At 32.4% G+C, this 10,270-nt stretch carries 9 protein-coding genes; all 9 read right to left on the minus strand.

Features of this window, described 5'->3' with window-relative positions; all coding sequences use genetic code 11:
- Nucleotides 1–1,185: AMP-binding protein (locus AC30RD_RS03380; RefSeq protein ID WP_489492817.1), on the minus strand; the 1,185-nt coding region annotated here is incomplete at its 3' end.
- Between the two features lie 48 nt (nt 1,186–1,233).
- A complete protein-coding gene (lipA, locus tag AC30RD_RS03385) occupies nt 1,234–2,064 on the minus strand; it encodes a lipoyl synthase (protein ID WP_489492819.1) in 831 nt (276 codons plus the stop codon).
- The gene (locus tag AC30RD_RS03390) at nt 2,036–2,626 is read right to left on the minus strand and encodes a lipoyl protein ligase domain-containing protein (protein ID WP_489492820.1); all 591 of its coding nucleotides are present in this window, start codon (nt 2,624–2,626) and stop codon (nt 2,036–2,038) included. The genes lipA and AC30RD_RS03390 overlap by 29 nt, the downstream gene beginning before the upstream one ends.
- A gap of 3 nt (nt 2,627–2,629) precedes the next feature.
- Nucleotides 2,630–4,018, minus strand: a complete 1,389-nt coding sequence (locus AC30RD_RS03395; protein WP_489492821.1) for an MBL fold metallo-hydrolase RNA specificity domain-containing protein — start codon at nt 4,016–4,018, stop codon at nt 2,630–2,632.
- An 8-nt stretch (nt 4,019–4,026) separates the two neighbouring features.
- Nucleotides 4,027–4,716 carry a 2,3-bisphosphoglycerate-dependent phosphoglycerate mutase gene (locus tag AC30RD_RS03400; RefSeq protein WP_489492822.1) on the minus strand — a complete coding sequence of 230 codons (690 nt, stop codon included), beginning with the start codon at nt 4,714–4,716 and terminating at the stop codon, nt 4,027–4,029.
- On the minus strand, nt 4,713–7,109 hold the full coding sequence (gene ppsA, locus AC30RD_RS03405) for a phosphoenolpyruvate synthase (RefSeq protein ID WP_489492823.1): 2,397 nt from the start codon (nt 7,107–7,109) through the stop codon (nt 4,713–4,715). Before ppsA ends, AC30RD_RS03400 begins: the two co-directional genes overlap by 4 nt.
- An 11-nt stretch (nt 7,110–7,120) precedes the next feature.
- Entirely contained in the window at nt 7,121–8,035 is a 915-nt protein-coding gene (locus AC30RD_RS03410) for an LOG family protein (RefSeq protein ID WP_489492824.1), read from the minus strand.
- A gap of 3 nt (nt 8,036–8,038) precedes the next feature.
- Nucleotides 8,039–8,968 (minus strand): L-lactate dehydrogenase, encoded by a 930-nt coding sequence (locus AC30RD_RS03415; RefSeq protein ID WP_489492825.1) that lies wholly within the window; start codon nt 8,966–8,968, stop codon nt 8,039–8,041.
- Between the two features lie 2 nt (nt 8,969–8,970).
- On the minus strand, nt 8,971–10,270 hold a 1,300-nt coding region (locus tag AC30RD_RS03420), incomplete at its 5' end, for a dihydrolipoyl dehydrogenase family protein (RefSeq protein ID WP_489492826.1).

A 10,270-nucleotide genomic window follows, 5' to 3' on the forward strand; every position in this document is an offset into this window, starting at 1 on the left:
CTCAGGATCTATCGGCTCACCAACGGTTCCTAAAATCTCAAGGGAGCTTAAATCATAATTTTTTGGCTCATTGGGTGCCACTTTTTTTAAAATCCTTATAGCCGTAGGGGCAGTGTAAAATTTTGTAACTTTATATTTTTCTATCATCCTCCACCATCTACCGGCATCTGGGTAAACTGGAACTCCTTCATACATAATAGTCGTCGCTCCGGTAGCAAGAGGACCATATACGATATAAGTATGCCCCGTGATCCATCCAATATCTGCCGTGCACCAATAAATATCTTCATCTTTTATATCAAATACCCATTCCATAGTCATTATTGCCCACAAAAGATAACCTGCAACCGAGTGCTGAACGCCTTTTGGTTTTCCGGTGCTTCCAGAGGTATATAAAATAAAAGATATATCTTCGCTATCAAGAATCTCTGGTTCACAAACCTCTTCCATCTCTTCTAACATTTTATTGATTTTTATGTCTCTATTTTCAACCAAATTTATATCTATAATATCTCTATCATAAACTAAAACTTTTTCTACGCTTTTTAAGGGCTCTTTTAAAGCTTCGTCTACTACGGCCTTTATATTATGGATTTTTCCTTTTCTATATCCTCCATCACAAGTGATAACTATTTTTGCGGCAGCATCTTCTATCCTATCTCTTAACGCGTTTGCGGAAAATCCGGCAAAAACAACCGAATGTATAGCGCCTATTCTTGCGCAAGCAAGCATAGCGATAGCAAGTTGCGGAATCATAGACATATATAAAACAACTCTATCTCCTTTTTTTACTCCAAAAGATTTTAAAAGATTTGCAAACTTGTTAACATTTTTGTAAAGCTCTTTATAGGTAATTTTTTGGATATTGCCTATCTCATCTTCAAAAATTATGGCTACTTTATCTCCTCTTTTTTCAAGATGTCTATCTAAACAATGCTCTGTAATATTTAGTTTTCCGTTAATAAACCATTTATAATGAGGGGCTTGTGAGTCATCCAAAACTTTAGTGTAGGGCTCTTTCCAATTTAATTTTTCTTTTGCGAAATGGTCCCAAAAACCTTCAAAATCCTCTTTTGCCCATTTAACAAGTTTTTCATACTCTTGCATACTTTTTATGTTTGCTTTTTTTGAAATTTCAGGATTTGGATAAAAAATTCTATTCTCTTTTAAAACCGATTCGATCATGGATAACTCCTTATATTTTTTATATTTTAACTATATTTTGATTAAATTTTACAAAATATCTGCATAATAGCTGCTTCTTGTTAGTTTTGAACTCTCCACTGCTAAAAAACCCATCTTTAGAGCAATATATTTTAACTCTTCAAACTCTTCGTCACTGTAATATTTAAATACCGGAAAATGTTTATTTGAAGGGGAGAGATATTGGCCTATGGTTAACTGTTTTACTCCCGCTTTTAACAGATCTTTAAATGTATCTATTAACTCATCCTTTTTTTCTCCAAGTCCTACCATCAAGGAAGTTTTTGTAATGATTTTGCTTTTTGCGTAAAAAGATAGAACTTTTAAACTTCTCTCATAACTACATCCTGGCATTACCTTTTTATACAAACTTTTTACTGTCTCTATATTGTGGGATAGTTTATAAGGTTTTGAATCTATGATTTTTTCTAAAATTTCTGTTTTACCTTGGAAATCTGGAGTTAAAAGTTCTATTTTAATATTTTTATCTATTTTTTTAATCTCTTGGACACACTTTACAAACATAAAAGAGCCTAAATCTTTCAAATCGTCTCTATCAACGGAAGTTATAACAACATATTTTAAGCCCAGCTCACTTATGGCTTTAGCGATTTTTTCAGGTTCTTTTAAATCCGGATCTTTGGGTTTTTTATGAAGAATATTGCAAAATTTACAATCTCTTGTGCAGATATTTCCAAGTATTAAAAATGTAGCGCTTTTTCTACCAAAACACTCAGCTATATTTGGACACAAAGATTGGATACAAACTGTATTTATATTATATTTATCCAAAATGGTCTTTGTTTTTGATATTAGCTCAAAAGATGGGGCCTTAACTTTTGGTTTTGCAAAACTCTTCATATATTAACTCTTTTAATATTTTTTTAGCATTTTTTATCTTTAAATCAATATTTTCTTTTTCAAAAGAGGTAGCAATAACTCCTTCAAGATTGCAAGGCTTTATAAGATTGAATTTTTTAAGATCGGGATTTATATGAATGGATACTCCATGTTTTGATATACCGTTTTTATATCTAAAACCCAAAGAGGCTATTTTTCTATTTTCTATATAAAATCCCGGTCTTTTTTTGTCATAATAGATTTTAGTTGAGAACTTTTTAAAAAAATTATGAAAAACATTTAAAACTTTTTTGTAAAAGAGGGGAGGAGATGCGATATGAAATATAAAATATACCATCAAACATCCCTCATCATGGTAAGTTATCGATCCTCCTCTATCACTTTTTACCACTTTTATATTTTCATAATCCACTTTATCACTTCCTATTGTGTATACCGAAGGATGAGTACAAAATATCAAAAAATTTTTTTTACTCTTTTTTGCTTTATCTATGATCTTATCCATCAATTTTAAAGAGTCTTCATATTTAATAGTTTCTATTTCGATAAATTCTATCTTCATACTTTATATAAAAATCTTCTCTTTAGGTTCAACTATATGGGCTTTTATATTCATATAATTTTTTATTACCTCTTTAAAAATTAACTGTTTATCCTCTTCTCCATGTATCAAAAATATCTTTTTTAAATCCTGTATCTCTTCCATCCAATCAAGCAACTCTCTTTGATCGGCATGAGCAGAAAATCCGTTAATGGTGTGAATTTTTGCTTTTACAATAATCTCTTCGTCAAAAATCTTTACAAATTTTGCGCCATCTACGATCTCTCTTCCCAACGTCCCTTTTGCCTGATACCCCACAAATATTACGCTATTTTTTCTGTTCCAGAGTCTATGTTTAAAATGGTGCAATATTCTTCCACCGTTACACATACCGCTACCGGCGATTATTATATTTCCCCATTTTAGATCGTTTATCTTTTTTGAATCTTCCACTTTAGTAACGAGTCTTAGCTGGGGAAAACTAAAAGGATTGCCAAAACTTTTACAATGTTTTGAGAGGAGATTTTTATATTTTTTATAAACTTTTGTCGTTTTTATTGCCATAGGACTATCTAAAAAAACTCTTACGTTTCTTGATAACTCTCTTTTTTTATCCATCTCTTTCAAGATACAAAGTATCTGTTGCGTTCTTTCGATTGCAAAAGAGGGAATTAATACATTTCCTCTATTTAGTAGGGTTTCTATAATTACTTTTTTAAATTCAATTATTGTATCTTCATAAGATTTATGGTATCTATCTCCATAAGTTGATTCTATAAAAAGATTTTGAGTGGGATCTGGTTTTTTGGGAGGAGGTAAAACGCCGTTATTTTTATTTCCAAGGTCTCCACTGAAAATAACGCTATTTTTTTTATGAAATTCAGGATAAGAGATCTCTATAAACGCAGAACCTATGATATGCCCAGCATCCTTAAAAACAGCGGTTATTTTTTTTGAAAGTTTTATTTTTTGTCCATATTTTACTTTTAATTTTTTTTGTTTAAAAACTCTTTTTACATCTTTTTCGGTAAATAGAGGTTTTCTTACCTCTTTTTCTTTCCCTCTTCTTTGAGCTTTTTTAAATCTTGTTTTAAACTCCTCTTCCATCAGTTTTGCACTATCTAAAAGAACTATTTTTGCTATATCAAAAGTTGCCGCAGTAGCTATAATGGTGCCTTTAAATCCGTTTTTAACAAGTAAAGGAACTCTACCTACATGGTCTAAATGTCCATGGGTTAAAAGAAGATAATCTATCTCTTTTGGATCAAAGCCTAATGGCTCAAAATTTTTATCCTCATCAACTCCTTGATACATCCCACAATCAATTAAAATTTTCATCCTATTTTCAAACTCTATCAGATGACATGAGCCGGTTACGGTTTTTGCCGCGCCGTAAGAGGTTACCGTTACCATGATTTTCCTTAATGTTGATAAATTTTTTTATCTTTTATATTCAACTCACTATCAAGATCATAAACGATAGGAACTCCCGTTGGGATTTCTATTTTATTTACATCTTTTTTATCGATTTTTTCTAAAAACATTATCAAAGCTCTTAAAGAGTTACCGTGAGCCGCTATTAAAACAGATTTATAAACCAATAATGAAGGAAAAATCTCTTCAAAAAAATATTCCACAACTCTTTCTCGTGTATCTTTTAAGGATTCGCTTTTGGGAATATCGATATTTTCATATTTCAAATCTTTTGGCAATCTTTTTTCATAATCTTCATCTGTAGGCTCGATGGGAGGAGGTGGAGTATCATATCCTCTTCTAACAGCCATAAAAAGTTCTTGGCCATATTCGGCTTTTACTTCATCTTTATTTTTCCCTTGCCAGTTTCCATAATGCCTTTCGTTTAATTTCCAACTCCTAATAACGTCAATATGTTCCCAATTAAGTGAGTTTAATGCAATTTGTGCGGTATGAATAGCTCTTTTTAAATATGAAGTAAAACAGATATTTGGAAAAAGGTTTGCCTCTTTTAACAACTCTCCAGCTCTTTTTGCTTCATTTTTGCCTTTTTCGCTAAGATCTACATCAATCCAGCCCGTAAATAGGTTCTTTGCGTTCCATTGGCTTTGTCCGTGTCTTAAAAGTATTAGTTTCATTTTTCCTCCATTTTTGTTATATCTTTTATAATTTTTAAGACGCTATCTGGATTTAGACTCATACTCTCTATACCTATATCTACTAAAAATTTGGCAAATTCAGGGTAGTCTGAAGGAGCTTGCCCGCAAAGCCCAGAGTATTTTTTTGCTTTTTTAGCCCCATCAACCGCCAATTTTACCATCTTTTTTACGCCTTCATCTCTTTCGTCATAATCAAAAGATACTATTTGGCTATCTCTATCTACTCCTAAAGTAAGTTGTGTTAAATCGTTTGTTCCTATACTGATTCCGTCAAATATCTCTAAAAACTTATCAATTAAGATAACATTATTGGGTATTTCACACATCATATAAACTTTTACATTTTCAAGCCCGTTTTTAATTAAAGCTTTTTTAACTCTTTTTGCCTCTTCAACTCTTCTACAAAATGGTATCATTAAGACAATATTTTCAAATCCCATCTCAAAAATCGCTCTTTTTAAAGCTTTGCACTCCAATTCAAATCCCTCTTTATAGTTTGGATGGGTATATCTAGCAGCACCTCTAAATCCTATCATAGGATTTTCTTCAATAGGTTCAAAATGTCTTCCCCCAAGAAGGTTTGCGTATTCGTTACTTTTAAAATCACTCATTCTAACAATACATTTTTTTGGATAGACCGCACTTGCAATAGTTGCAACTCCTTCGCTAAGAGTTTTTATAAAAAAATCCTCAGCATCTCCTTCAAAAGCAAAAGAGAGCTCATCAATAAGGGCTTTTTCCGTATCGCTTAATAACTCTTTATGGATTATCGCCATTGGATGAGCTTTAATATAGTTATTTATAATAAACTCCATTCTAGCAAGTCCTATACCGTCAACCGGAAGTTTTGCCAATGAAAAAGCGATATCCGGATTTCCCAAATTCATCATAATTTTTGTTTTTGGGCGAGGTAGTTTTGAGATATCTACCTCTTCAATTTCATATTTTAAAATGCCCTCATACACTTTTCCTATCTCACCTTCAGCACAGCTTACCGTTACTTTTTGATTATCTTTTAAAATTTTTGTGGCATCTTTTGCTCCTACAACCGCTGGTTTTCCAAGCTCTCTACTAACGATTGCGGCATGGCATGTTCTACCGCCGGTTTCTGTTATTATGGCGCTTGCTTTTTTCATGATAGGTTCCCAATCGGGACTTGTAGTAGGAGCTACCAAAACATCTCCTTCATTGAATTTATCAGACTCGCCAAGAGTTTTTAAAATCTTAACGGCTCCGGCACCTATTTTTTCTCCAACTGCATTTCCGGTTAAAATAACTTTTGATTTTTCTAAAAGTTTATAAATTTTAAACTTTGTAATTACCTCTTGAGAATGCACAGTTTCTGGCCTTGCTTGGACCATATACAATTCATTATCAAAGCCGTCTTTTGCCCATTCCATATCCATCGGCATAAATTTGCCGTAAATTTTTGAGTAGTGTTCTTCTATCTTTATAGCCCAATCGGCAAGCTTTAATACCTCATCATCACTTATGGAAAATTTCATTTTCTTTTCTATAGGAGTTTTTATATTTTTGGTAAACTGCTCGGCCAAATTGGAAATCTCTTCTTTTTGGCTAAAAATCATAGTTTTTTCTTTTGATCCGAGCTTTCTTTTTAAAACTGCTCTAAACCCTTTTTTGAATGTTGGTTTATGAATATAAAAACTGTCTGGATTGATTGAGCCTTGAACGATATTTTCTCCCAGCCCCCAAGAGGAGTTTATAAATACCACATCTCTAAAGCCGCTTTCAGTGTCTATGCTAAACATTACTCCACTACTTGCTTTATCGCTTCTAACCATTTTCATAATTACTACTGAAAGATATACTTTTAGAGGATCAAAACCGTGAGTATATTTATAACTAATACTTCTATCTGTAAAATTTGAGGCAAGACACTTTTTATAAGCTTGTAAAAGATTTTTTTCGCCTTTTATATTTAGATAGCTCTCATTTTGACCGGCAAATGATGCTGTTGGCGAATCTTCGGCAGTTGCGCTACTTCTAACGGCTAAACTAACATCTTTTGAATACTCTTTTTTTAACTCTTCATATCCTTTTAATATCTCAAGTTCCAAATCTTTTGGTATAGAAGCTTCTAAGATCAACTCCCTTGCACTCTTTCCAACCTTTTTTAATGCATCTATATCGCTTGGATCAAAGTTTTCAAAAAGTTTTTTCAGTTTTTCAAAAAGATTATTTTTTTCAATATAATATTTATAAGCTTCGGCGGTTACGGCAAATCCGTTTGGAACCTTTACTCCCAAAGGTGTAAGCTGATTATACATTTCTCCTAAACTTGCGTTTTTTCCTCCCACTTGCGCAACATCTTTTATGCTTAACTCTTTAAAAAACTTTATAAAATTTCCCATACTTATTCCTTTTAGTCAAAAAGTGGCGCTCTTCTTTTTTTATGCCAATTTAAAATATATTCCCAAGCTTCTTTAGCATTCTCTTTTATAGAAAAAATCTCCAAATCGTAACAATCAATAACACCCTCATCTTTTAAAAAATCAAAATCTACCGCTTTTTGCCAATACTCTTTTCCTATTAAAACTACAGGGATAGGATCGGTTTTTTGAGTTTGAACCAAAGTTAAAGTCTCAAATAGTTCATCAAAAGTCCCAAATCCTCCAGGATAAATAACCAGCGCTTTTGCTCTTTGTAAAAAATGGAGTTTCCTAATAGCAAAATAGTGAAATCTAAAACAGAGCTCTTCGGAAATATAAGGATTTGGATACTGTTCATGAGGTAGATCTATATTTAGTCCCACAGATTTTGCTCCAACATCATAGGCTCCTCTATTTGCGGCTTCCATAATGCCTGGACCTCCCCCCGTCATTATAACTACACTTGAATCTTGGGGTCCTTTTCCGCTTTTTCCAACCAATCTGCCAAACTCTCTAGCATCATCGTAATATTTACTTTTTTCTACCATTCTTTCGGCAACAAGTAGATCGTGTAAAAGTTTTTTATCTGTAGGATTTTTTTCAACTCTTTTTTGCACCTCTTTTAGTTTTTTAATAGCTGTTTTTTGCTCCATTATTCTTGCGCTTCCAAAGACGACTATAGTATGTTTTATACCCATCTTTTTCATAATAAGCTCTGCTTTTAAATAGTCAAGCTCCAATCTTATGCTTCTTGTATCATCTGACTGCAAAAAATCTACATCTTCTTCTGCGAGTTTATAGTTTGGACTCTCTATTAATTTTTTGACTAAAGACCATGCTTTTGGGTCTTCAGATTTTAGTTTTGGAGATTGCCAAGGAAATTTTCTTTTAAACCTATTCTTTTTCATTTTTTAGTCCAAATTTAATTTATTGTAAATTTCATCAAGTTTTTTTGCACTATTTTTAAATTTTTCAAACTCATCTTCATCACATCTTAATAGCATCTTTTTTTCAATGCCATCATTTCCTACAACTACCGGAATTGATAGACAAACATCTTCTTTTACGCAACCGCAGCTTTTCTCTATTGGAACCGATAGAGTAAAGATCTTTTTCTCATCTTCAAGTATAGCTTTTATAATATTTGCAACGCTAACGCCAATAGCCTGTTTTGTAAAACCTTTTTTTTCTATTATTTCATAGGCTCTTTTTCTAACTTTTTCTTCAATAAAAACCTTTTTATTTTCATCTATATCAAAATCTTCTATTCTCAAAGGTCCAATATGACATGCCGACCATAGGGCAAATTCGCTATCTCCGTGTTCTCCGATTATATACGCGTGGATATTTTTTCTATTAATTTTTGTTATCTCTCCTATAGCTTCTCTAAGTCTTATACTATCCAAAACCGTGCCACTTCCAAAAATTTTATTTTTATCTCTTTTTGAAAGTTTAATAGCCACTCTTGTTAAAATATCGACAGGATTTGTTACCATTATTATGATCGCTTCTTGATTTATCTCATCTATCTTAGATATAAGATCTTTAATAATTATAAAATTCTCCCTTAAAAGATCTATTCTTGTTTGTCCCGGTTTTTGCTTTACGCCGGCCGTTATGACTATAATGTTGCAATTTTTTAGATCTTTTAAATTGTCGGTAGCTTTATGGAATATATCTTTACTTAATAGAGGAATAGAGTCGTTTAAATCCCAAACTTCTCCCAAAGCTTTTTGAATATGTCGATTATATAAAATTATCTCTTTTCCGATTCCCAAATATGTTAGAGCATCTGCGATTCCAACTCCAACATTCCCAGCACCTATAATTCCTATTTTCATTACTATATCCTCCTTGCGGCTCTCTCCATCGCTTCACTAAAGGTTGGATGAGCAAAAACGGCTTTTAAAAAGCTTTTTTTATCAAGTTCACCGCTCAAAGCGACACTGATTATGCCTATTAACTCTTCTGCGTTTGGCATAAAAAGCTCTGCTCCTATTATAAAATCCTCTTTATCGCTATATAAAATAACCACCCCTTCTTCGCTTTTTGTAGCATATGATAAAGCCAAAGCGCTTAAAGGAAAGATCGATTCTTTATACTCTATCGAATTTTTTTCAAGATATGTTTTAGTAAGACCTATTGCGGCGTATTGCAACGGAAGGGTATAGATAAATTTTGGGATATTTTTAAGATTTAATCTTTTTTTATTGTTTAAGATTCTATCAACCACATTTAAAACTTGGGCTCTTGCTGCGTGGGCCAAAAGAAGTTTTCCGTTACAATCTCCAATTGCAAAATGGTTTGAGAGGGTAGTTTCAAAAAAATCATCCGTTACAATTTTTTTATCTACTTCTATTTTGTTATATTTTATCACCTCAGTATTTGGCACCCTTCCGGTAGCCACAAGAAGCTTGTCAAAATCAAAAACCCCCTTATTGGTAGTTATTTTTGCACTTTTTTCAAAATCTTTTGCTTCTAAAATCTGAGTATTTGGCATTAACTTTACGCCTAGATCTTTTAATTCTTTTTCAATCTTTTCAACAATTAAAGGGTGTATTTTATTTGATATAGAATCGTGTCTATAAATAAGTGTGGTCTCAATATTGTTTGCGGCAAAAAATGACGAAAACTCAAGGCCTATAGCACCGCTTCCGTATATTGCTATATTTTTTGGAAAATCACTCAAATTTAAAATCTCGTCACTCGTTACAATACTCTCTTTATTGTATTCAATTCCATCAGGTATATTAGGCTGTGATCCTGTTCCGATTATGATATATTTACCTTTTATTGTTTTGTTTGCTACTTTTACCGTATTGCTATCGATTACATATCCTTTACCCTCAAAAATTTCAACATTTGCGCTCTCACATTGAAAAATGATAGATTTTGTCGCCTTTTTAATAATATCTTCTATTTTTTTATGAGCTATTTTTAATCTAATCCTATCCTCTTTTATTCTAAAAGCCTCATCTTTTAATTTTATATTTGTTTTTGCTAAATGAAGAAGATGTTTTGAAGGAATACATCCATTATGCAGGCAGGTTCCTCCAATATGGGATAACTCTTTTTCAATAAGAGCAACCTTCAAGCCTTTTTTTGCAGCCACTACCGCTCCGGCATAATTTAAGCCCCCGCCT

It is taken from the genome of Nitrosophilus sp. (genome assembly GCF_982775275.1).